The organism is Hyphomonas sp. TMED31 (assembly GCF_002172815.1).
GTDB lineage: Bacteria > Pseudomonadota > Alphaproteobacteria > Caulobacterales > Hyphomonadaceae > Hyphomonas > Hyphomonas atlantica.
Genome location: NZ_NHCK01000062.1, coordinates 1 through 23,264 on the forward strand (window position 1 = coordinate 1; position 23,264 = coordinate 23,264).

Here is a 23,264-nt window from a genome sequence, read left to right on the forward strand (position 1 = left end):
GCTGGGCGACCTCGAGCAGCAGACGGTTGCCGTTATTGTCTGTTTCGAGCGCGTTCAGGATGGCGGGCAGTTCGCCGTCGAATTCGACGTCGACAACAGCACCGATAACCTGGGACACGCGGCCTTTAGCGTTTGCGGGAGTGCTCATGCGGGTCGTCTCCTTTGGAGCGGGTATATGGATTCAGTCTTGGCCATTTAGAGTGCCTCAGCACCGGAGATGATCTCGATCAGCTCCTTGGTGATCTGGGCCTGGCGTGCGCGGTTGTATTGCAGTGACAGCGAGTCAATCATTTCGCCGGCATTGTTGGTCGCGTTGTCCATGGCCGTCATGCGGCTGGCCTGCTCGCCTGCTGCGCTTTCCAGCATGGCAGACAATATCTGGGTATTGATATAGCGCGGCAGCAGCGTTTCCAGAATGGCTTCCTCGGATGGCTCATAAATGTAGAGCGCGTTGCCAAGATCGACCGTTTCGGATTCTTCCGGAGCTGATGCCGGGATGAGTTGCTGTGCAGTCGGAACCTGGCTCAACACGTTCTTGAACTGCGAATAGACGAGTGTAGCCACGTCGAAGTCGCCCTGGTCGAATTCGAGCGTCAGCTTCTTGCCGAGGCCAATCGCGGATTCCGAGAAATCACCGCCCTTGACGTCAGAGAGGTCGACATGGCCAACGAACAGATCGCCATATTCGCGGGAAAGCTGTTCACGTCCCTTCTTGCCGACAGTGAGGATTTTCACCTCCTTGCCCTCGGCGCGAAGCTCGTCGATTTTCTGCTTGGCCAGCTTCACCACATAAGTGTTGAAGCCACCTGCCAGGCCACGCTCGGCTGTCAGCACGACAACAAGATGNGTCTTGTCTTCACCGGTGCCGGTCAGAAGCTTTGGCCCACCAGCGCCAGCTGATGCCGACAGGTTTGCCAGCACGGACGCCAGACGCTCGGCGTATGGACGCGCAGCCGTCGCAGCGTCTTGCGCCCGCTTCAGCTTCGCGGCCGCGACCATCTGCATGGCCTTGGTGATCTTCCGCGTGGATTTCACGCTTCCGATCCGGTTCTTGAGGTCCTTCAAGCTGGGCATGTCAGGCCTTCTGGTTCTTCGTTCTCAAACTGCGGGCGAAATCAGGCGAACTTCGCCGTGAAATCGTCGAGTGTTTTCTTGATCTCGGCTTCGATNTCGTCCGTGAGNGCTTTCTCNTCGCGGATNTTCTTCAGNAGGTCAGCNTTCGCGCCCCGNATATGAGCCAGCAGCTCTTTCTCGTAGCGAGTNACTTCCTTCAGTTCGACCTTNTCGAGATAGCCGCGNGTACCNGCNTAAATCACAACAACCTGCTCTTCCATGAGCAGCGGAGAGTATTGTGGCTGCTTGAGGAGCTCCGTCAGACGGGCACCACGGTTCAGCAGGCGCTGTGTCGCGGCGTCGAGGTCGGAACCAAACTTAGCGAATGCAGCCATCTCNCGGTACTGAGCCAGCTCACCCTTCATGGAACCGGCAACCTTCTTCATNGCCTTCGTCTGGGCAGCGGAGCCCACACGAGACACCGAGAGGCCGACGTTCACAGCCGGGCGGATACCCTGGTAGAACAGATCGGTTTCNAGGAAGATCTGNCCNTCNGTGATGGAAATCACGTTGGTNGGGATGTAGGCCGACACGTCGTTGGCCTGCGTTTCAATGATCGGCAGGGCCGTCAGNGAGCCATTGCCAGCCGCGTCACCCATCTTCGCAGCGCGCTCAAGCAGGCGGCTGTGGAGATAGAACACGTCACCCGGATAAGCTTCGCGGCCCGGAGGACGGCGCAACAGCAGCGACATCTGGCGNTACGCAACAGCCTGCTTGGAAAGGTCATCATAGATGATCAGGGCGTGCATGCCGTTGTCACGGAACCACTCNCCCATGGCGCAACCGGTGAACGGTGCGAGGTACTGCATCGGAGCCGGCTCGGAAGCAGTTGCGGATACAACAATCGTGTAATCCAGTGCGCCGCGCTCTTCGAGCGTCTTGACGACCTGCGCAACAGTGGAACGCTTCTGACCAATCGCGACGTAAACGCAGAACAGCTTCTCGCTGTCGTTCTTTGCCGCGTCATTTGTCGGCTTCTGGTTCAGGATGGTGTCGACACAGACAGCGGTCTTGCCGGTCTGACGGTCACCAATCACAAGCTCACGCTGGCCGCGGCCAACCGGGATCATGCCGTCGATAGCCTTGATGCCGGTCATCATTGGCTCATGCACGGATTTCCGCGGAATGATGCCAGGAGCCTTGACGTCCACACGGGCACGCTCAGCAATATCGGTGATCGGGCCTTTGCCGTCGATCGGTTCACCGAGCGGGTTCACAACGCGGCCCAGCAGGCCTTTGCCAACCGGCGCAGCAACGATCTCGTCGAGACGCTTGACTGTGTCGCCTTCCTTGATCGAACGGTCGTCACCGAAGATCACGACGCCGACATTGTCGTTTTCAAGGTTGAGCGCCATGCCTTTGATGCCGCCGTCGAATTCGACCATCTCGCCAGCCTGAACGCTGTCGAGACCATAGATGCGGGCGATACCGTCGCCAACTGACAGAACCTGACCGACATCGGAAACTTCAGCTTCAACGCCAAAGTTTTCGATCTGCGATTTCAGGATGCCCGAAATTTCTGCTGGTGAGATGTCCATCGAGCTACTCATGCTCCCTTCATGGCGGTGTTCATGCGATCCAGTTTGGCGGCCAGGCTGGCGTCAACGAGTTGAGACCCGATGCGCAGCTGAATGCCGCCGATCAGCGAGGCATCAACCTCGCTGGACAATTCGACCTCGCCGCCAACGGCCTTGGCGAGGATTGATTCGATACGCTGGCGCTCTGCACCAGTCATTTCCTTTGCGGTGCGAACAACGGCGCGCTTCACACCGCGCTGCTTCGCGTATAATTCGTCAAAAGCGATCTGCGCGCCCAGAATATCCTGAGAGCGACCGTTGCGGGCCATGACGCCTACGAAATTCGACAGCAGACCAGAGAAACCAGCCTTCTTCATGACTTCGGTCAGGGCACCCACTTTCTCATCCGCCGAAAAGGCTGGCGATCCGAGCAGAATGGCCAGATCCTTGGATTCCTTCGGCAGTTCTGCAAACGCCTGAAAATCCTTGTGGACTTCGGCGAGAGCGCCCTTGTCCTGAGCAAGATCGAAGAGCGCGCTGGCATAGCGCCGGGCAGCTTCACTCGCTTTTGTCACTTTAGATGCAGCCAAGGTTCTGTCGTCCGTGATTGAGTCGGTCAAATCGACCTGAAAAACAAAGCAGGACAACGCACCTTGCGGTACGTGCCCATAAAAACTGTGCGCCGCTTAGCATCAGTCTTTCAGCCTGACAACACAGCCAAAGAAGCTATCTATGCGGCGAAATGGCATTCACTGCAAAACCACAGGGCTACAGGAATGAGTATGGATCGATATCCACCGACATCCGCACCGGGTTTGGCAACTTCAAACGAGCGATCCAGGCGGCCATATAGGCTGAAAGATCAATGTTTTTGGGCGATTTGACGAGAAANCGCCGTCGGTGACGGCCTCTCAGCACAGCAATTGGGGCCGGCGCGGGCCCAAACACCTCTATCCCTTCGCCGTTAGGCGCCTGCTGTACGATCTGCAGCGCAATTTCATCAACCATCTGAGCTGAAGGTGCAGACAGAATCATCGCCGCCAGTCGCCCAAACGGCGGAAGACCGAGTTCAGCACGAACATCCCGTTCGATCTGGAGAAATCCGTCTCGGTTGTTATCCGCCAAAGCCAGCATCGCCGGGTTGTCCGGCGCATAGGTTTGCACCAATGCCCGGCCCGGTCNTTCTGCCCGGCCCGCACGGCCTGCAACCTGGCTGAGCAGCTGGTATGTGCGCTCACCTGCGCGGAGGTCTCCGCCCTTCATGCCGCTGTCCGCGTCGACAACGCCGACGAGTGTAAGATTCGGGAAATTATGACCCTTGGCGACGATTTGCGTCCCGATGAGGACGTCGATCTCGCCCTGCTCCATCCTGTCCACAATTCCGCGCGTCGCCTCGCCCCCTTGCGCCGTGTCCGACGAGAAGATCTCAATCCGCGCCTCGGGCATCAATGTGCGCACTTCTTCAGCCACACGCTCTACACCGGGCCCGACACCCATAAGGGAATCAGCGGCGCCGCAATGCGGACATGTCTTGGGCTTGGGAATCGAATAGCCGGTGACATGGCAGACGAGCCGCCCGGTATAACGGTGTTCGGTTAGCCAGTTTTCAGTTCCGGGTGTCTTCAGTCGTTCACCACAACTCTTGCAAATCACAAGTGGCGCGTAGCCCCGGCGGTTCAGAAACAGAAGCGTTTGCTCGCCCGCCGCGAAGGTTTCTTGCATTGCATGGATCAGATGTGGCGACAGCCAGTGATTGCGCTCCGGCGGCGCGCGGCGAAGATCAACAAGATCAACATCCGGCAGTCGCGACGCGCCCGGACGCGCAGAGAGTTTCTGCCTCTGATAACGCCCGGATTCTGCGTTCACCATCGTTTCCAGCGCCGGCGTCGCGGAGGCCAGCACAACAACGGCCTCTTCCAGCTTCGCCCTCATGACCGCCATGTCGCGCGCATGGTATGTAACGCCGTCTTCCTGCTTGTAGCTGCCGTCGTGCTCCTCATCGATGATGATCAGCTTCAACTGCCGATATGGAAGGAAGAGCGCCGAACGCGCGCCAATGACGATTCGGGCTCGCCCATGCGCCACCTCCCGCCATGTCCGGCGACGCTCCTTGTCAGAAAGACCCGAATGCCATGGCGCCGGCTTCGCTCCGAAACGCGACTCGAACCGGGACAGAATCGCCTGGGTCAGCGCGATTTCGGGCAAGAGGACGAGAATTTGAGCATCGGCATCAGTCTTCAGCGCTTCAGCGATGGCCTCGAAATAGACTTCTGTCTTGCCGGAGCCCGTCACCCCGTCGAGCAGGAATGTCTCGAAGGCCCGGGTGGCTACCGCAGATTTGAGCGCTTGCGCGGCTTCGGCCTGTTCATCGGTCAAGGTCGCGCCGGGCAAATCGGCCAATGGCGACTCAAATGGCAGATCTGTTGCGATTGATTCTGCGCGCAGAACGCCAGCATCCGCCAATCCTTTCACCACTCCTGACGAGACGCCCGCCGCTTCTGACAGCACGGATGCGCTTTGCGGACCAAGCTCTCTGGCGGCGTCGATCAACTTGGTCCGGGCCTCGGTAACTCTTGGCGGCGTGGCCCCTGTGAGCGAATACACAGTCTCAGTCGGCGACGGCACCAATCCCCCACGAGAGCGGAGCGCCATGCCAAGGACGTGACCGGGATGAGACACGGTATATCGCGCAGCCCATTGAATGAATTCCCGCATCGGACGGGACATGGGCGGCGTCGGATAGACTTCGGATACGAACTTCAGCTTTCGCCCGTCACCTGCGCTGTCGGGCAACATCTCCTGAACAACCCCAAGTCGCTCATATTTGCCGAGTGGTGCAGCGACGTATGCTCCCTCCTGAACGTCCAGTCCCTCGGGCACCGCATAGTCGAACGGTTCCGGCAGAGGCAGGGGAAAGAGAATCCGAGCGATGGGCATGAGCGAATCCCTACCCTGACGCTTCTGACCTGTCGAACCTTTCGGTCACCTGACAATTTTGACTGGCGCTACAACGAACCTACACACGTTCCAATTGCCGGATGGCCAGCTCGATGTCTTGCATGAGCGCCGCCTCACTCGAGCCCGTCATGCCCTCATCATCTGCAACTTCAAGCGCCTTAATATCATACTCCCAACGCCGAAGCAGTTCGAGCTTCAAACTGTCTTCACACCTGCTGGACATGAGTTGATGAACTGTTTTGAACGCGTCGGCCGGATCGAGCAAGGCGGCATCCAGATCAACATCCAATGATCGGCCAGCCTGGTAGAGCCTGTCGAGAAAATTCTGCCGCTCCAGATAGGCTTCAGCCGTCTCCCTGTCCGTGAACATCTTGCCGGCTGCGTAGAATACCCCTCCTTCTTCGCTGACGATATCGGCAGAACTCGACGTTTCCGCGCCAACGGACATGATCGGCTGGTTTGGCGCGTAAGCATGGTCAGGAATTCCGTGCAGATGCACATCTTTCCCGGAATGCGTTTTCAATATCTGAACCGCGCGCCGCTCGTCACCCGCATTCCAGGTCCGCACCCATAAGGCGAGCCCACCATGTGCAATCTGGTCGGAAACATAGTCACCGTGTTCCTTGCCTATTAGCCGCGCGAGAACGGCGCCTAGTGCAGCACCTCCACCGCCGCCGACGGCCATGCCTGCTAATGCGGCCGCCAATGCACCACCGGATGCAACCACCGGCACCAATCCAGCAAGCGCCCCAACATAAATCAGTCCTCCGATCACGGCGCCTTCCGCCGCACCGACATCCTCTTCCGCAACGTAGGCAATGCGTGGCGCCAGGGAATCATCCTCAATCTCGGAAACCTTGCGATAGGCATGTCCAAGCGCGCGCTCAACGCTGTCTGTCGCGGCAAGAAGGGAAATCTCGGCCCGGTCAAATCCATGAGACAAGAGGTCGTCAACCGCTGCCTGCAAGGCATCTTCAGTGTCGAACACACCAACAGCTTCACGGACCATTGTCACATCCTGATCGCTCATCTCTCTTCTCCCACGAACTGTCCTGATCGTAGCAGACATCAGGCAATCGCCCCAATTCGGGGAACTACGTAAGGCTACCCCTACCCCAGCGATACCGCTTGCCAGTTTCCCTCTCGAGACCTACCCATTGGACCGATGACACAGACCTCCCTCACCGGCTACGAGCCCATGACCTCAATCGAGGCCATTACGTCCGGCCTTGAATCTGTTGGATATATATCCACGCAACAGATCTCGACGGCCGTTTTTCTCGCTCTTGGTTTGCGAAAGCCCATCCTGATCGAAGGGCCCGCAGGTGTCGGCAAAACCGACCTCGCAGCCTCGCTTTCGCGTTGGCTTGATGTGCCCCTTCTTCGACTGCAATGTTATGAAGGCCTGGACGAGGGCAAAGCGCTGTACGAATGGAAGTACGGTAAACAGCTTCTCTATACTCAGCTGCTGAAGGAAAAACTGAACGAAGTCGTAGGCGACGAAAAGACGCTTGAATCTTCCCTGCAAAAGCTTGGATCGTTCGAAGACCTGTTCTTCTCGGAACAGTTCCTTGAAGCGCGACCCTTGCTGACGGCCATGCGCCAATCAGCTGGCAGCGTTTTGCTGGTCGACGAGATCGACAAGTCTGATGAGGAATTTGAAGCGTTTCTCCTGGAAGTTCTTTCCGACTACCAGGTCACGGTGCCGGAGATCGGAACGATCAAGGCGAACGTGCCGCCGATCGTTATTCTGACGTCGAACAATGTGCGNGAGCTCGGCGATGCCTTGAAACGCCGCTGCCTTCACTTGCACATAGGATTTCCGGATCATAAGCGCGAACAACGCATCGTGCAGGCCAGGGTTGAGGGAGTGTCTGAGGATCTGCTGGAGCAGTTGATCAGCTTTGTTCAGTCCGTACGCGAACTAGATATCAAGAAACAACCGTCTATCGCGGAAACTGTTGATTGGGCCAAAACGCTGCTTCTGCTGCATGCGAGCGCACTTGATGAAGCATTTGTCCGGGACACACTCAACGTACTCCTGAAACATGAAAGCGACATTGAGGCAGTGACCTCAGATATTCCAAAACTGGTGCGCGAAGCGACCAGCGGCAAACCCATGTATCCGGGGCAATTTACGCGCTAGGCTGGAAAAGGCATGGAACGTCAGATCACCAGCTTCATTCGAGCCCTTCGCGCATCTGACGTGCGCGTTTCCACGGGTGAGGCCATTGATGCCACCCGCGCTGTTTCCGTGGCGGGCTATTCAGACCGAGCCTTCCTGAAGGATGCCTTGCGGTGCACGCTGGCCAAATCACCAGAAGAAGCCGTCACATTTGACGAATTGTTTGATGCGTATTTCGCCCCACGCAGCCTGAACTCCTCATCTCAAGACCAAGACAATCAAAACTCCGAGCAGAGTGATGCTTCTTCGGAGATTGACCCGGTGGACCTGATGGAGTCGGGCGACGAAGCCGCGATTGCGTCTGCACTGGAGCGCGCGGCGAACGCCGTTGATGCGGACGATATTCGGTTCTCCACTCAGATTGCTTACTATGCCCAACAAATGGTGCGTGAAATGGGCGGTGAGCGAATACAGGAACGTCTCATGCAGGCGTTTCAGCAGCGCAGCGAAGAGGGCGATACTGAAGCAGAGCGGCTAATCGAACTAAGACGAGACTTGACAATGCGGGCGCGGGAACGCGTGCAGCGCAGCTATGACATCTTCGGCAAGGGCGAGACCGAGCAGTTCCGAAATGAGTTCGCTGAGAACAAGAAACTCTCAGCCATTGAACTAAGTGATATGGCACGCATGAAAGTTCTGGTCGCGCGTATCGCAAAGCGCCTCGCAGTGAAGCACTCTCGAAGACGCAGAAAAAAGAACCGGGGCCAGCTGGACGTGCGACGCACAATGCGTGCGAATGCCGGAGTTGATGGTGTTCCCTTCAACGTCGTCTGGCGCCAGAAGCGAAGGGAGAAACCAAAGATTGTCGTGATTTGCGACGTATCCGGATCAGTCGCTCGCTACGTCCGGTTTCTGCTTTTGCTCCTTTGGTCCATGAAGGATGTCGTGCCGGACCTGCACGCCTTCGCATTCTCGAACAAATTGGTCGATGTTGATGACATCCTCGAGAAGAACAAATTCGAAGACGCCATGGACCAAATCCTTCGCGTCGCAGGCATGGGGTCTACCGATTATGGCGAAGCCTGGACCAATCTGAAATCTGGCCACGAACAACTCATTGACCGGCGCACGACGATCATCGTTCTCGGCGACGGTCGATCCAATCATGGCAACCCGCGCACGGATTTGTTCCGGAGCTTTGCTGCCCGCGCAAAGCGTACAATCTGGCTGAACCCGGAGCCACAGCCAGCATGGGGCACGGGGGATAGTGAAATTCCGCGCTACCGCCCCTACTGCTCTTCCATGAGCCAGGTCTCCACACTCAAGGATCTTGAGCGAGCGGTCGACGACGTGCTCAGCGCTTACGCCTGAATCGAAAAAGCCCCGGCAAATGCCGGGGCTCTCTCAATCTCAACTACCCATTTCTTTACGAGCGCTGCGCGCGGCACTCTGGGGTGTTATTGAACTTTTCTTCCGCTGCCTTGAGACGCTCTGGGACAGTCTTGCAGCTTTCCGGAACGTTCTCTTCACCAAGAACTTCAAGACGCTTACAGATTTTCGCTTCGTTCTCGATGTTGAGATAAGCTGACTGAACCTCGAAGCAGACCAATGCGTCAGCCGTGGCCTCTTCAGAGTCCATGAACTGCAGCCAGCCGCGTCCACCGCGATTGTTGGCCTGACGGAATGCCTCACGCGCGCCAGCGCGATCATTGCGCTCGTAGCGCGATTGACCGATCATCACATAAGCCGTGCCGCGATCTTTCACGCCGCCAGCGTTCAGCGCATCAGTCAGCGCTTCTTCTGTCTCTTCCCACATCTGCAGGTCAGCATAAGAGCGGCCAAGACGCTCGAGCATGGCACCGCCGCCGCCAGCAGCAGCAGCTTGCTTGATCACAGGAATGGCTTTCTCGTGCTCACGTGCGACCTGGTAAAGGTTGGCCAGCAATTCGAGATTCTTGAGCGACTTGCTGATGCGACCGGCATTCATCTCTTTCTCGAGAATCTGAGCAGCATGGTAAGGCGCGTTGAAGCGGTTGTAGAAGTTCACAACCCGCATCAATTCGTCTTCCTTGGTCAGAAGTCCGGCGAGATACATTGCCTTCTGAACTTCAAAGGCTCTGCGTTCTTCATTCGCAGCGAAGTAGTTACCTGCGATCGCATCCCAATACTTCCGCTCAGTTGGGTTGCGAACCAGCACTTCTTCCAGAATGGAAGCGAGCTTCGCTTTGTCGTCGACCGAGTTGTAGAGATAGATCAGCAGGTCATAAACTTCCTGCTTGTAGTTGCTCCCGTCGTCGCGCTTGACCTCTTCAGCCCATTTGATGGCTGTCTGGAAATCGTCAACGCGCTGATAGAGAACTGCCAGCTGCCACTTTTGTTGGCGATCCGGCTGGCCACCGGCCTGCTGCCACTTCTTCATGAATTCAAGCGCCTTCTCGACGTTCTCACCCTGAAGATAGATCTGTGCGATATTGTAGTAAGTCTGCGCTGCGTCCTTGGCTGGAATGTAGCCCTTATCGAGTGCGGACTGCAGGTCACGAATAGCGCCCTGACGGTCGCCACGTTCAATATTGATATAAGCGGACAGTTTGAGAACCGCACCTTCTTCGTAGCAATTCAGTTCCTGAGACTTCAGCTGGTTCATGAATTGCGACGCAGCATTGAAGTCCTTGTCTGTCATGGCAGACTGTTCGGCCTTCAAGTAGATCTCGCCCGTCTTCGAGGAGAACTGCGTCTCTTCACAAGCGGCTTGCGCCATTGCAGCACCAGCGCCAAAGGCTGCCATCATGCCGGCCAGAACGGCACCTTTCAGGGTTGCTTTAAATCCCATAATTCCTCTCCTGTCCGCAGGGACCGCGGGTTCAGCTCTATCAACCGGAATTGCCCGGCCGGATCAAGGACTTCCGCGCGCTTTGTGAGGCTTTTTATGCGCGTGCGTAATCCAAGTGTAAATCTATTACGGTTCGTGCCGAATATGGGTGCAAGCGACACGGCGCGTCAACGATGTACTACAGGGTTTTAATGATTATCACTCCTCACTAAGGCGAAATTGAAGCGGGTATGAAAATCCGTGCGATTCAGCGGGCTGACCCTTCAAAATTCCCGGCAAAAACTCTGCCTTTTCGACAGAACGGCGCGCCTCTGATTCGAACCCGCGGTGCGAGCAGTCCGCGACCACATTGAANGGCGCGCCTCGCGCGGTGAGACTAAANNGGACCAGGCACTCCCCCTCCTGACCGCGAGATGCCATCGCTCTCGGATAAACAGGAAGAGGTCGCCTGACAGGCGTCGCGATACGATCAATGATCGGGCTCGCATCTGTCATCAAAGTGCTGACATTAGCAATCGGCGTCCTGGACGGCACCCCTCCAACATGCGTTATCGGCGGCAGCCCCACATCTGTGTCAATTGGCGACCTCTGCGGTGGTGGAGGCGGCGTTTGCACGTCAATCATTTCAGGCCTTGGCCGAACGAAAATCGCCNTNTNAGGGTCGTGGTGGCTATATACGATGGATTCGAGAATTCGCTGTGGCGAAGGGTCAAGTGTGACGTCTTCGACGCTGATGAGACCGTCCATAATATAGAAGAGACCTGCCGTGATCATNGCGGCTGGCGCGAGCGCCGCGAGCGATCGCCTCCAACCAGACGACAGAATAGAACGCCGCCCGATGGAAAGGGTTGGAGCTGCAGTGTCGACTGCGCCGGCAAGGATATAACTCATCAGACTTCCTCCAATTATCGTTTTCTTATTGTAATATTATGTCATAACCTTTACGTNNCGGCAACCCCGCNCCTTTATNGGNGCTTTAACCAAAAAAGGGCGCCCCNTGGAGCGCCCTTCTTCAAATTCGCGATGTGTCTGCCGGACTTAGTCAGCCAGCTTGAACTCCAGTGGGTAAACCACGTTTTTACGCTCAGCTGCCTGACCCCGGATAATCTTCGGAGCAAACTCCACCTTGCTGACAGCCCGCTCGGCTTCCCGCTTGAACACATTGTCTGTGCAGGTTGCGGTAATGTTGTACGGGCGTCCACGGGTGTCCACGTCGAAGCGAACTTCACAGCTTCCTTCCGTGCCCCGTTCAGCAGCACGCTGCGGATAAGACGGGGTCGGTGGACGAATTGGCTGTGCGTCGCGGTCAGAAATCGCAACCGGATCGATTGCCAGTGAGTCCATGCGGCCAAGGTTCAGATCGGTCGGTGCGGCACCCTCNATACGTGGGGTTGGCAAATCGATCTGGGACTTCGTTGCCGAGACTTTCGGCGGCGGTGGNGGCTTCTGCGCAGAGTCNATGCGCTTCGGCTTTGACCGCTGACGAACGCGNACGTCGGAGTCCTGCTGTTGTGGCGTAATCGCCGACAGAACACGCTGCTCGCTCTCGTCAAGCNTCACTTCTTTGACGCTGATCAGGTAGTTCATCANCATNAAGAGAGCGTAGACGATCGGAACCGCGATCCCGAGCGCAATCACCAGGCGAAGAAGGGGATTATTTAGCATGTGGCTGTCTCCTATTCTCTCTTCGCCGACACGTCGATCACNGTGGCACCNTCAAGCTTGTTGATGGTTTCCATCAGATCGACCAGCACTTCAGCTTCGGAAGCAACATCGGCCTGAACGACGATCTTACCACGAGGATTGTCTTCACGCATCTGTTTGATGGTAAAGGCGACCTCGTCTGCCGCCACTTCCTTCTTGTCGATAAAGACACGGCTTTCCGCATCAATCGCGACCAGAATGGCAAGCGGCTTGGCAGTCGCTTTGTTATCCACGTCAGGACGGACGATATCCACGCCCGGCTCTTTGATGAACTGTGCCGTCACGATGAAGAAGATGAGCAGGATGAAGACCACATCCAGCATTGGGGTGAGGTTGACGTCGTCTTCCGCACCACCGCCACCGGCCATGCTCTGGCGTTTTCTACGTGCCATGTGCTGCTCCTCTATTCTGCCTGGGACAAGACAAGGTTCACCCCTGTCGTGTAGCCAGCNCTATAGGCGGCGTCCCGAATAAGGACGATGACACCGTTCTTCGACTTAGGATGCGCCTGAATCACAACCTGGCTTTCCGGGTTCTCGGCACGCACACGCTCAATGTTTGCGCGGACGGCTCCGACATCGGTGACACGGCCATTGACCGTGATCAGGTTNGACTCATCAACATAGATCAGAATGGCCGGAACTTGCTGCTGCTGNTGATCCTGNGGTGCAGGCGGCGGCGGCGGCTCGAGGCCAATCGTCTCTTCCTGGGCGAAGGTCGATGTCACGATGAAGAAGATGAGCAGGATGAAGACAACGTCCAGCATGGGCGTAAGGTCAACATTTGCCTCTTCAGGGGCTCTGTGGGTACGTCCTCGCATCAGCTAATCTCCATCGCATCTTCGACCTGCTGGACCGAGCGGTTAACCCGGCGGTCCATGCCGGAGGTGAACAGAATGCCTGAGAGCGAAGCGACCATGCCTGCCATCGTCGGGATCGTAGCGCGGGACACACCGGCCGACATGGCCTTGGCATCCGCACCGCTGGTGATCGCCATGATGTCAAACACTGCAACCATGCCGGTCACGGTGCCAAGCAGACCAAGCAGCGGCGCGAGCGCCACCATGGCCTTGGTCAGCTGGACATTCTGTTCCGCTTTCATGCGGACTTCAGAGACCAGCTTGTCTTTTACCCAGTGCGCGAGTGTGGATTTCCGGTCGGAGCGCGAACGCCACTCCGCAATCGCATCGGCNGCNACCTGCTTATGTGCGAACCTGAAATAGAACACGCGTTCCAAAATCAGGCCCCACATAAAGAATGTTGCGAGCATAATAACCAGCAACACTGGTCCGCCACGATCGAGGAAAGCCTGTAAGTCTGCAAAACCCATATCGGGTTACTCCTCGGGTGAACGAGGGAGGTGGCTTACGCCACCGCCCCGCGCGTGGATTCCGCTTTCTCGGCGACCAGGCCAGCAGCCTGTTCGTCAAGCATCTGCTGGTTGCCGCGNGCCATTGCGGACACNACTGCATGAACCAGAAGAAGCGGGATAGCTGCGACCAGACCGAACACGGTGGTCATAAGCGCAACGGAGATACCGCCAGCCATCAGCTTCGGATCGCCGGCACCGTAGATGGTGATCGACGTAAAGGTGATGATCATACCGATAACGGTACCGAGCAGACCGAGCAGCGGTGCAACAGCAGCAAGAACCTTGATGATGTCGTTGAAGCGCTCAATGCGCGGGCTCTCGCGAAGGATCTGTTCGTCCAGCTTGAGTTCCAGCGTCTCGATATCGTTCTGCTTGTTCTGCTCGTAAGCTTCGAACACGCGAGCCAGCGGGTTGCCGTCACCAGCCTGACGGGTTTTCGCCGTCTTGCGCATTGCGCTACCCATCGTGAACAGGGTGAAGATCTTGTAGAGACCAAGCAGCAGGCCAACAGCCAGCAGGAACATGATCACAGCACCAACCGGACCACCTTGCTTCACACGGTCGCCAAGCTCTGGAAGGTCACCCAGAATGCCGAACANGTTACCCTTGGATGGGTCGACCGGGGCGCGGACAACTTGGTCCGGACCAGCATTGATCAGGCTGCGCATGGAAGATGCAAAGGCGCCGGAAGGCTGCTTTTCAAAAGCCTGCAGGAAGGTTTCGCCGTCGTCCTTCTTGCGGACCTCAACAAACTTCGTGCCGTCAACCGTNGCNGCAGTGAACACGCCAACGCGCATCACTTCTGCTTCAGCGTTTGAGGAATCAGGACCGATACCATCGACAGTCGTGGTGAAAGACTTCACTTCGGACTGAGCAATCATTTCCTGAAGCATCGCTTTTGGAAGACGCTCGAGCTGAGCGCGGTTCGGAAGCGTACGAGCTTCAGCGATTTCGGCAATGCCCTCGACGCGGCCCTGGTAATCGAAGTTCGCGAAGGAGTTGGAGATTTCCGGCATGGTTTCACCAGCGGCCGTACGGAACTGACCCAGCAGCTCCTGGAAGTCACCGGCTTGCTCGGAAACCTGAGATTCCAGATCCGCAAGAGTCGCTTCGTTTGCGTCGAACTGTGCGCTCAGCGCACGGCCACGACCTTCAGCTGCAGCAAGTGCGCCGCGAGCTTCAGACATTTTCTGTTCCTGGGCAGCGGTATCTGCCTGGAATTCACGCAGACGCTGCTGGTCTTCAGCGGACATCTGGTTGGAGTCCTGACGCACTTTGGCGAGAACATCCTGAAGTGATTGTGCGGAGGCCGGAGCGGACACCGCNATAGAGCCGAGGCCGAGCAGCGTAGCTGCACCGAGAGCCTTCAGCGAGGAATTGAACTTCAACATTGTATTACCTCTTTAATCCCTGGTGCCTGCCGACTACTGGACGGAGAACTTCTGAACCGGAGCGAACANCACGTCTTGCTGGGCTTTCGCCTGAGCAACACGGATCGCCTTGTCGATATCTGCAGCGTAGCTGCCTTTCAGTGCTTCCCACTCACCCGTGGCGCGGTTGTAGCGAGCTGTCTTGCCATTCGGCGTCGCATAAACGAGCGCAACACGGCCGTAGAGGAACATGTCGACGGTCACCGGGTTGCCATCGATGTTGATCTCTTCCTGCCAGGTGCTGATCGTGCGGCCGTATTCCATTTCAGCCTGATAGGCGTCCATGATGAGGCGATACTGTTCAGCTGGCGTAACGTTCGGCGTTTCCATGACAGCATCCAGACCGTCGAGGCGAACCTGACGCTCTTCCATTTTGAACGGAAGGTCTGCAGCAACGAAGGCCTTCAGGTCTTCGATCATGCTCAGCAGCATTGGAACGGTTTGAGCCGTGATATCATCGATTGAGCCGAGCTGCTCGGTCAGAGATTCAATCTCCTGCTCCTGGCTCTCAACAACCAGAGCCTGCTGCTTGGCATAAAGCTCAGCGGCGTCGCGACGCTGTAGCAATGTGCGGTACTCCCGCACCATATCCGTGCGCTCATCGTCAAGCTGGTTGATTTGCTCTTGAACCTGTTCGGCACGCCGGGTGGCTTGCTCACCGGTATTGAGCGCATCGCGCAGCTGGGCCTGCGCCGGGACGGCCAGGCCTGCAATCAGCGCAGCGGCAAGAACGCCGCGAGCTGGTGACAGAAGTTTCTTCATGAGGTTTGCCTCTCACTCTCCAAACGGTCGCGCAGGAATTGCGCGTAAAAATTCGACAGTCAGGCGCCCTGCTCATGAGGACGTCCCGGTTTCAATGCCATGACCACACACACAATTGGCCTGGTAGGTATTGTCGGAAGCCGAAAGGCGCAGAGACGCCCGACCTCTCCCCTGAGCTTTGGAGCGTGGGCCGCTCTCTNTNTATACCCTTTGCCACTCAGACGCCGGGTACGCAACGCCCTTACTTTTGATCTCCAAGGCTAACAACCCTGAATTCGGGGATCAACAAGCGGGTTTACGATTCAGTTAGGAAAATATCGGGCACACGCCCGAACGCAACCGGCGTGATACAGTATCTCAAAATATTTGTCGTTCGCTATCATACCACTTGTGTGGCAACTGCGAAGAAGTGGCTGGGGTGCCAGGATTCGAACCTGGGAATGCCGATACCAAAAACCGGTGCCTTACCACTTGGCGACACCCCAACGAAGGCGCCGAAATAGCCACTCTTGCGGTGGCTGGCAACACCCGATCTCATCCTTTGCAGTGGATTTGTGCAGGTAATGCGTCGATCCGCCCTAATTTTAATACGGATGCTATGCCCACCTTTACTTTTTATCGATAATCGGCAATATCGTTTTACAGAAAACCANAGACTCCCAGACCGTGCCGATGGAGACCCCAACTAGATGAAGACGTTTTTCCTTTCCATGGCAGGCGCCCTTGCCGCCATGTTCATTTTTATTTTTCTGATCTTCTCATTTTTCATGATGCTCATCATTGGAGCATCAAGCTCAAAACCTGAGCGCCCTGACGCTGTGGTCCTTTCCATGGACCTCAACATGGAGCTGTCAGACCAAGCTCCATCCGGTGGCTTCGCCGCATTGTCTGGTTCGCCCGGCTTCATCGACCTCCTTACACGCCTCAAGGCGGCAGAAGATGATGAGTCTGTCAAAGGCCTGTTTATCCGCGGCGCATTCATTGGCACGGGCAGCTCAAGAGCTGAAGAACTTCGCCAAGCCATCCACAGCTTCCGCGATTCAGGCAAATTCGTCATCGCGCATTCACAAGGTACGCTGGGCGTTGGCGGCCCCTCTGCCTACTGGTCCATCTCGGCGGCGGATGAAATCTGGATGCAGCCCGGCGCAGACCTGGTTGTTCCCGGACTGACGTTCGAAACGGAATTCTTCAAAGGTCTGTTCGAAAAAATTGACGTCACACCTGAAGTGTATCCGTTCTACGAATACAAGAANGCGCCAAACTCCTACAACGAAACCTCCTANACAGANCCGCACCGGGAAGCGATGAGGGCACTGGCTGAATCGCTCTGGGAAACAGGTCTTGGCGACATCGCTGAGGACCGTGGCTTGTCCGTGTCATCCCTGAAAGCAACGCTCGAAGGGGGCATGATCCCAGCGGAGAAAGCCGTTGAACTGAACCTGCTCGACAAGACCGGATACCCTGAAGAAGCGTCCGAAGCTGCCTTGGAACAGGGTGGCAAGGGGGCGCAATTGGTCGACCTCGTATCCTATCAGGCCCCTGCCCCCGGATTGCGCGCTCCGCAAATCGCGGTTGTTGGCGGTGAAGGCGCAGTCGTCACGGGAGGCTCTGAATCGGACTCTCCATTCGCNTCTCCGCCTGGCTTCGCGTCNGACAACATCGCNCGCGCCATTNTGGACGCTGGGGCGAACGACAAAGTGAAGGCCATTATTTTCCGCGTCGACAGCCCCGGCGGATCCCCGATTGCGGCGGACCAGATCTGGAACGCAATTGAAACGGTACAGGCAGACGGAAAGCCTGTGATCGTTTCGATGGGGTCGCTCGCGGCATCCGGAGGATATTACGTCTCTGCCGGCGCTGACTATATTCTTGCNAACCGTGCAACACTGACTGGCTCAATTGGAATCTTTGGTGGCAAGTTCGCCATTGAAGGTGGCCTGAACAAACTCGGCATCACTTTCGACCGGGTCACTGTNGGCGGNGAGTTTGCGGGTGCNTATGGCACGTCAACGTTCACCGATACGCAGGAAGCCGCCGTNAAGGANATGCTCAAGCGCGGCTATGACCGGTTCCTGAATATCGTCGCAGATGGTCGCGGCATGACGTATGACGAAGTGCATGAAGTGGCTCGTGGCCGCGTCTGGACAGGTGCCGACGCTCTGGAAGTAGGTCTGGTCGATGAACTCGGGACCTTCATGGACGCTGTCGAAAAGGCAAAGGAACTGGCCGATATCGAAGCGGATGTGACTCCACGTCTGGTCTACTACCCGCACCGTCCGACCGGATTGGAAGCTCTTGAAGCTCTGTTCGGCGTGTCCGCCGAAGGCGCCGAGGCCGCCATCATGCTCAATCGCCTGACCGACGATAAGAATGTCCAGGCACTGATCGAGCAAATGGCAACGATGGAAGCCGTCAATTCCGGACAGGCCCAGATCGTGATGCCACGCTTCAGAGAGAGATAGGCAATCACTCATTCCTGACAAAAGCCCTCCCGAAATGGAGGGCTTTTTTTATGTGCCGTACTAAAGGGCTAAACCGAGCCTTGTCGCGACCCGCTCAAACTCACTGGGAACCGGGGCACTAAATGTCCGCCTCTCTCCATCAGGATGCGTGATCTCAAGTGACTGCGCGTGCAACATGAGTCGATCCGCTGATCGCTGGCCAGTGCCGTANAGGTGNTCTCCGAGAATTGGACAGCCCGCCCCCATCAGGTGAGCCCGTATTTGATGCATGCGCCCAGTTTCCGGTGAGAGCTCCAACACGGCGTGATTGCCAGTGCGAGACACAANTCGCCAAGCCGTTGCGGCAGACAGTTTTCCCTTGCGGTCCGGCTTGGCGATCAACATGCGCGGGCGACCACCCTCTTCGACTTTCACAAGCGGTTGGTCGAACACGCCCTCGTCGCCATCAGGAATTTTTCCCTCAACGACAGCAACATAAGTCTTCCGTGCACGACGTGAAGAGAATTCCTCAGACAAAAGCGCTGCAGCAGGCTTTGTCCGTGCGACAATAATAACGCCTGACGTCCCCCGATCAAGACGATGAACCAGCCGCGGCCTCTTCCCATTTGACTTGGCAAAAGCCACGAGCAGGTCGTCCAGCGACTGCTCAACACCCCCGCCGCCCTGCACAGCCAATCCCGACGGCTTGTCGAAAACGATCACTTGGCTGTCTTCATGGAGCACAATACTGCTCACATAAGCACGATCCGCCTCACTCAGAGACGGCAACGGGCGATTTCTCATGAGTCACCCCGATAGCGTTTACGAATTTCGGCAACATAGTTCATGCGCTCAAGCACTGCGCGTTCTCGCCCACGTCCGGTCGGTTCATAAAACACGGGGCGCCCCATTTCTTCCGGAAAATAGTTCTGACCAGACACGCCCTCCTCCGTATCATGATCATATATGTACCCGTCCCCATAGCCCTGATCTTTCATCATGCTGGTTGGTGCATTCAGAATGGTNTTGGGCGGCATCAAGCTGCCAGTCTCTCTCGCGGCTGCCCGAGCCTTGTGCAGGGACATATAGGCNGCGTTCGANTTCGGGGCAGTCGCCAGATGAACAACGCAATGCGCCAACGGAATAAGCCCTTCCGGATCTCCCAACCGCTCGAAGGCTCTGGCTGCCTCGCCAGCTACCATCATCGCNGTCGGATCCGCGAGACCAATATCCTCNCTCGCCATNACGACAAGTCGGCGCGCGATGAAGCGAGGNTCTTCTCCGCCTTCCAGCATACGCGCGAACCAGTACATCGCCGCATCCGGATCTGATCCGCGAACGGATTTGTGAAGCGCCGAGATCAAATTGTAATGCCCGTCGCCGGATTTGTCGTAGGCAGGCGCACGTTTCTGAAGNGCAGTAGACATCGCCTCAACTGAGAGGACATCGCCTTTGCCGGCGAACGTATAGACCTGCTCGACCAGGTTAAGCAGATAGCGCCCGTCGCCGTCCGCCATTTCCATCANAACCGCGCGTGCGGCAGGNGCTACCGGCAGCGCCCNCCCCTCCAGGGTTTCAGCACGCTGAATGAGTTGACCAAGCCCGGTCTCGTCCAACCGCTTCAACACCATGACCTGGCACCGCGACAGCAAAGCGCCATTGATTTCAAAGCTTGGATTCTCGGTTGTTGCTCCAACCAGCGTCACGGTCCCCCCTTCGACAAAGGGCAGGAACCCATCCTGCTGCGCTTTGTTGAACCGGTGGATNTCATCAACGAACAGCAAGGTTCCCTTGCCTGTCGAACGGCGGGCCTCAGCACGCTCGAACGCTGCGCGCAAATCCTTCACGCCGGAAAAAATCGCGCTGATGGCCTCGAATTCGAGATCCGTCTCGCTCGCCAACAGACGGGCGATGGTAGTCTTCCCGACCCCGGGCGGGCCCCAGAAAACAATGGAGGATAAACGCCCGGCGTCGAGCATACGCCGTAGTGGGCCGTCCGCCCCCAACAAATGGTCCTGTCCAACGACCTCCGAAAGAGACTTTGGGCGCAAGCGGTCCGCCAATGGTTGCGGCGCGCCTTCCGAGAGGCCGGATGCAGAGAAAAGGTCGGTCATGAGCTCGTTCTAGGCGGGTTTGAATGCCGTGATAAGGTGGAAGGTGGAGGAGACATATAATGACATTGGAGATTGCACCAACGGGGGAAGCGTGCGGCGCTGTTGTTCGCGGCGTTGACCTGACCCAACCACTCGCCAAAGAGACCGTAGATGAAATCCGGTCGGCGTGGCTGGACCACCTGGTTCTCGTGTTCCCGGACCAGGAAATGAGCGACGAAGATCTTGAACGCTTCACGCTCTATTTTGGCCCCTTCGGAGANGACCCGTTTATCGCACCCATCGACGGACACGAACACATTATCGCGGTTCAGCGCGCCGCGGACGAGACAGCTCCGATCTTCGCTGAGAGCTGGCACACGGATTGGAGCTTTCAGGAATCACCCCCAAGCGGAACGTGCCTGTTCGGAATCACCATCCCCCCATCGGGTGGCGACACCTTGTTCTCAAACCAGTATCTGGCNCTGGAACACATGCCGTCAGAGTTACGCAGTCGGCTGGAAGGACGAAAAGCCGTNCACTCNGCCCGCAATGCCTACGCGCCNGNCGGNATGTATGGTGAAGCGGACAAGGAAAACGGCAGGAGCATGACCATAATCGCCTCTTNCGATGCGGAGGCGACACAAACTCATGATGTCATTCGCACACATNCCGAAACCGGCCAGGAGACGCTNTTTGGCGCCGCCGGNTACATTACGGGTTTCGAAGACATGACGGACGANGAAGGCTGGGCTCTCCTGACAGAGCTCTACCGCTGGCAAACCCGGCAGGAGTTCCAGTATCGACACAAATGGCGAGAGAACATGCTGGTCATGTGGGACAATCGCTGCCTGCTCCACATGGCGACCGGCGGCTATNCTGGTCATGCCCGCCTGCTGCACCGCACAACAATTGGCGCTACCTGAGCGCTGGCCTCCTGCCCGTTTCAGGCGTACTTTGAAAAGAAAAAAACGGGAGGAACACATGGCCGATACCGAGTATGGGGCTGCGAGCGCAATTCCAGACCCCTGGACACTGCCNCTNGAGACATTTGACGTGTCCAAGGCGGAGATATTTCAGAACGACATGCAAGGCGAGTATTTCCGGCGTTTGCGACAGGAAGCGCCCGTACACTACTGCCCGGAAAGCTCCGTAGGCGCATATTGGTCGGTGACCAAGTATCACGACATCATCGCCGTCGACTCCAATCACAAGACATTCTCGTCTGAGCCGAGCATCGTGATTGGCGATCCCAGCGACAATTTCCAGCCACCGATGTTTATCGCCATGGACCCTCCGCTCCATGACATTCAGCGGAAGGTGGCGCAGCCTGCGGTCGCGCCGACCCAATTGTCAGAACTCGAGGACCTTATCCGACAGCGCGTCTGCACAATTCTGGANAGCCTGCCAGTCGGTGAAGAATTCAACTGGGTCGACAAGGTTTCCATCGAACTGACAACACAAATGCTGGCGACACTGTTCGACTTTCCGTTCGAAGATCGTCACAAGCTGCCCTTCTGGTCAGACGTTGCGACAACNAGCGACGCTGTTGGCATCGTCGGCACAGATATGGAATGGCGGATGAAGCATCTGAATGAATGCGTCGCCTATTTCACTCAGCTGTGGCGCCAAAGGGCGGCAGAGCCCCGAAAGTTNGATTTCATCTCCCTGCTCGCTCACAGCGACGACACCAAGCACATGGTCGACAATCCAATCGAACTGCTCGGCAATCTCATGCTGCTGATCGTGGGTGGGAACGACACGACGCGAAACTCGATTTCAGGNGGCGTCTACTTCCTGAACAAGTTTCCCGAAGAATACGATAAGCTANGCGCCGATCCCTCGCTGATCCCGAATATGGTTTCAGAAATCATTCGCTATCAAACGCCGCTTGCACATATGCGACGCGTGGCGACAGAAGATACCGAACTCGGCGGCCAGAAAATCCGCAAAGGCGACAAAGTGGTCATGTGGTACGTTTCCGGCAACCGGGACGAAGAGGTAATCGACGACGCCGATACATTCCGGATTGATCGCGCAAATGCCCGGCGCCACCTTTCATTCGGGTTCGGGATTCACCGATGCATGGGAAATCGCGTCGCAGAAATGCAACTGCGTATNCTCTGGGAGGAAATCNTGCGCCGCTTTGACCGNGTGGAAGTCACGGGAGAACCGACAAGGGTATTGTCCAATTTCGTGCTTGGTTACGAAAAACTGCCTGTGATTTTGCATCCAAAGGCGACTGCCTGACGCGTTCCACCAGTCTGGTTGAATTTCGAAGCGATGTAATCGACACTTGGCCCAATTCATGCATAAAAAATGCGATCGCAGAAAGCGTTGGCGTTTAAGGGGACCGTGTTTGTTATGAAGGCTGATTTGAAGACCGGGCCGGTACTCGTTCTTGAATTGAACGAGTTGTGCCCACCAATTCTGGAGCGCATGATCGCCGCGGATCAACTTCCGAATTTCAAGAAGCTTCGCGACAGTTCAGAAGTTTTCGTAACTCNCACGGATGACCCAACGCTGGAACCTTGGGTACAGTGGCCCACGTTTCACACTGGNCAGCCCGAGAGCGTTCACGGCGCCGCCGAGTTGGACGAAGGACATCTCATCAAGCCAGCTCGTGTCTGGGACACTCTGGCGGAATCCGGTGTGGAGAGCGTGGTCTTCGGTTCAATGAACGCAGACGCAAAGCGCAAAGACCGCGTCTTCCTGGTGCCGGACCCATGGTCTGCCAATGTCACGCCAAGCGACGCCTCTTATGAGGCCTTTCANAAATTCATCAGCTTTCATGTTGCCGAGCATACCAACCCAAATGCCAAGCCAACTTCCGCTGACGCCATGAATTTTATGAAGTTCATGCTTGGTCATGGGCTTTCATTGAATACGGTTACAACGGCCATGAGCCAGATCGCCGGCGAGA

19 protein-coding genes, 1 tRNA gene and 1 pseudogene are annotated in these 23,264 nt (G+C 56.7%); 5 read left to right on the forward strand and 16 right to left on the reverse strand.

Annotation, left to right across the window (positions count from 1 at the left end; genetic code table 11):
- The 6 genes and pseudogenes from CBB91_RS09440 to CBB91_RS09465 form a co-directional block, all read right to left on the reverse strand.
- Window positions 1-148, reverse strand: a pseudogene (locus tag CBB91_RS09440) (F0F1 ATP synthase subunit beta); the annotation flags it as partial.
- Window positions 149-195: 47 nt separating this feature from the next.
- Window positions 196-1,074, reverse strand: coding sequence for a F0F1 ATP synthase subunit gamma (locus CBB91_RS09445; protein WP_273013747.1), 879 nt, complete (start codon window positions 1,072-1,074; stop codon window positions 196-198).
- 41 nt (window positions 1,075-1,115) lie between these two features.
- Window positions 1,116-2,651 carry a F0F1 ATP synthase subunit alpha gene (atpA, locus tag CBB91_RS09450; protein WP_273013820.1) on the reverse strand — a complete coding sequence of 512 codons (1,536 nt, stop codon included), beginning with the start codon at window positions 2,649-2,651 and terminating at the stop codon, window positions 1,116-1,118.
- An 8-nt stretch (window positions 2,652-2,659) separates the two neighbouring features.
- Window positions 2,660-3,220 (reverse strand): ATP synthase F1 subunit delta, encoded by a 561-nt coding sequence (gene atpH / locus CBB91_RS09455; protein WP_273013748.1) that lies wholly within the window; start codon window positions 3,218-3,220, stop codon window positions 2,660-2,662.
- A 178-nt stretch (window positions 3,221-3,398) separates the two neighbouring features.
- The gene (locus CBB91_RS09460; protein ID WP_273013750.1) at window positions 3,399-5,567 is read right to left on the reverse strand and encodes a primosomal protein N'; all 2,169 of its coding nucleotides are present in this window, start codon (window positions 5,565-5,567) and stop codon (window positions 3,399-3,401) included.
- 79 nt (window positions 5,568-5,646) lie between these two features.
- Complete coding sequence (locus CBB91_RS09465) at window positions 5,647-6,618, reverse strand: hypothetical protein (protein ID WP_273013752.1); 972 nt, start codon at window positions 6,616-6,618, stop codon at window positions 5,647-5,649.
- A gap of 135 nt (window positions 6,619-6,753) precedes the next feature.
- Here CBB91_RS09465 and CBB91_RS09470 point away from each other — a divergent pair, with 135 nt between their 5' ends.
- The gene (locus CBB91_RS09470) at window positions 6,754-7,734 is read left to right on the forward strand and encodes a MoxR family ATPase (RefSeq protein ID WP_051602794.1); all 981 of its coding nucleotides are present in this window, start codon (window positions 6,754-6,756) and stop codon (window positions 7,732-7,734) included.
- A 12-nt stretch (window positions 7,735-7,746) separates the two neighbouring features.
- The gene (locus CBB91_RS09475; protein ID WP_273013755.1) at window positions 7,747-9,084 is read left to right on the forward strand and encodes a VWA domain-containing protein; all 1,338 of its coding nucleotides are present in this window, start codon (window positions 7,747-7,749) and stop codon (window positions 9,082-9,084) included.
- Window positions 9,085-9,139: 55 nt separating this feature from the next.
- On the opposite strand, the gene CBB91_RS09480 is transcribed toward CBB91_RS09475, so the two are convergent.
- From CBB91_RS09480 to CBB91_RS09515, 8 genes are all read right to left on the reverse strand, one after another.
- Entirely contained in the window at window positions 9,140-10,543 is a 1,404-nt protein-coding gene (locus CBB91_RS09480; RefSeq protein ID WP_035553734.1) for a hypothetical protein, read from the reverse strand.
- A 1,038-nt stretch (window positions 10,544-11,581) separates the two neighbouring features.
- A complete protein-coding gene (locus tag CBB91_RS09485; protein ID WP_273013758.1) occupies window positions 11,582-12,208 on the reverse strand; it encodes an energy transducer TonB in 627 nt (208 codons plus the stop codon).
- An 11-nt stretch (window positions 12,209-12,219) separates the two neighbouring features.
- Window positions 12,220-12,639, reverse strand: a complete 420-nt coding sequence (locus CBB91_RS09490; RefSeq protein ID WP_273013760.1) for a biopolymer transporter ExbD — start codon at window positions 12,637-12,639, stop codon at window positions 12,220-12,222.
- An 11-nt stretch (window positions 12,640-12,650) separates the two neighbouring features.
- Window positions 12,651-13,067, reverse strand: coding sequence for a biopolymer transporter ExbD (locus tag CBB91_RS09495; RefSeq protein WP_273013761.1), 417 nt, complete (start codon window positions 13,065-13,067; stop codon window positions 12,651-12,653).
- Window positions 13,067-13,576, reverse strand: coding sequence for a MotA/TolQ/ExbB proton channel family protein (locus CBB91_RS09500; RefSeq protein ID WP_027838575.1), 510 nt, complete (start codon window positions 13,574-13,576; stop codon window positions 13,067-13,069). The genes CBB91_RS09495 and CBB91_RS09500 overlap by 1 nt, the downstream gene beginning before the upstream one ends.
- 35 nt (window positions 13,577-13,611) lie before the next feature.
- The gene (locus tag CBB91_RS09505) at window positions 13,612-15,009 is read right to left on the reverse strand and encodes a MotA/TolQ/ExbB proton channel family protein (RefSeq protein ID WP_273013763.1); all 1,398 of its coding nucleotides are present in this window, start codon (window positions 15,007-15,009) and stop codon (window positions 13,612-13,614) included.
- 33 nt (window positions 15,010-15,042) lie between these two features.
- The gene (locus tag CBB91_RS09510; protein WP_273013764.1) at window positions 15,043-15,810 is read right to left on the reverse strand and encodes a DUF3450 domain-containing protein; all 768 of its coding nucleotides are present in this window, start codon (window positions 15,808-15,810) and stop codon (window positions 15,043-15,045) included.
- 410 nt (window positions 15,811-16,220) lie between these two features.
- Window positions 16,221-16,295 (reverse strand) — tRNA-Gln (locus CBB91_RS09515).
- A gap of 204 nt (window positions 16,296-16,499) precedes the next feature.
- Here CBB91_RS09515 and sppA point away from each other — a divergent pair.
- Window positions 16,500-18,272 carry a signal peptide peptidase SppA gene (gene sppA, locus CBB91_RS09520; protein ID WP_273013766.1) on the forward strand — a complete coding sequence of 591 codons (1,773 nt, stop codon included), beginning with the start codon at window positions 16,500-16,502 and terminating at the stop codon, window positions 18,270-18,272.
- 60 nt (window positions 18,273-18,332) lie between these two features.
- Here sppA and CBB91_RS09525 read toward each other — a convergent pair whose 3' ends face one another.
- Together CBB91_RS09525 and CBB91_RS09530 are read right to left on the reverse strand one after the other, a co-directional pair.
- A complete protein-coding gene (locus tag CBB91_RS09525) occupies window positions 18,333-19,055 on the reverse strand; it encodes an RluA family pseudouridine synthase (RefSeq protein ID WP_273013768.1) in 723 nt (240 codons plus the stop codon).
- Window positions 19,052-20,365: a replication-associated recombination protein A gene (locus CBB91_RS09530; RefSeq protein ID WP_273013769.1), complete on the reverse strand. Its 1,314-nt coding sequence runs from the start codon at window positions 20,363-20,365 to the stop codon at window positions 19,052-19,054. Before CBB91_RS09530 ends, CBB91_RS09525 begins: the two co-directional genes overlap by 4 nt.
- Before the next feature lie 59 nt (window positions 20,366-20,424).
- Between CBB91_RS09530 and CBB91_RS09535 the strand changes: the two genes are divergently transcribed.
- Together CBB91_RS09535 and CBB91_RS09540 are read left to right on the forward strand one after the other, a co-directional pair.
- Window positions 20,425-21,267, forward strand: coding sequence for a TauD/TfdA family dioxygenase (locus CBB91_RS09535; protein ID WP_273013771.1), 843 nt, complete (start codon window positions 20,425-20,427; stop codon window positions 21,265-21,267).
- Window positions 21,268-21,325: 58 nt separating this feature from the next.
- Window positions 21,326-22,591, forward strand: a complete 1,266-nt coding sequence (locus tag CBB91_RS09540) for a cytochrome P450 (RefSeq protein WP_273013773.1) — start codon at window positions 21,326-21,328, stop codon at window positions 22,589-22,591.
- Window positions 22,592-23,264 lie beyond the last annotated feature (673 nt).

Bases quoted from the DNA above. Each gene is read 5' to 3' on its own strand.
- CBB91_RS09465 (WP_273013752.1), bottom strand. From the start codon at position 6,618: ATGAGCGATCAGGATGTGACAATGGTCCGTGAAGCTGTTGGTGTGTTC.
- CBB91_RS09475 (WP_273013755.1), top strand. From the start codon at position 7,747: ATGGAACGTCAGATCACCAGCTTCATTCGAGCCCTTCGCGCATCTGAC.
- CBB91_RS09480 (WP_035553734.1), bottom strand. From the start codon at position 10,543: ATGGGATTTAAAGCAACCCTGAAAGGTGCCGTTCTGGCCGGCATGATG.